The 256-nt window shown below is 55.5% G+C and carries 1 protein-coding gene; it reads right to left on the bottom strand.

Features of this window, described 5'->3' with window-relative positions; genetic code table 11:
• Positions 1 to 256, bottom strand: a 256-nt coding sequence (locus SB658_RS25530) for a TIGR00730 family Rossman fold protein (protein ID WP_410603240.1), incomplete at both ends; no start/stop codon positions are given.

The raw sequence follows: 256 nt of genomic DNA, 5'->3' as shown, positions 1-256 counted from the left end.
ATTTTCGCTTTCCGCTCATGCATGCCGCTGACTTCAATCAGCTCCGTCAGATTCTGATGAACAATCTCTCCGCTGAAAAGCCCGCTCGGCATGACGCCGACAGCTTTTCCGCCGCCTGCCATTAACGCATCAGCGACGGTTCCCATCAGACCGACCCGTGAACCGCCGTAAACAAGGCCGATTCCCTGCTCCGCCATATATTCACCCAGTTCGGCCGCTTTGCGTTTGTACTCTTCATTTACCCCCGGGTTTGACC

It is taken from the genome of Bacillus sp. SIMBA_008 (assembly GCF_046535495.1).
GTDB lineage: Bacteria > Bacillota > Bacilli > Bacillales > Bacillaceae > Bacillus > Bacillus subtilis.
Note: the sequence above shows the minus strand (reverse complement) of the source record. Positions and strands in the feature narration are given on the sequence as shown.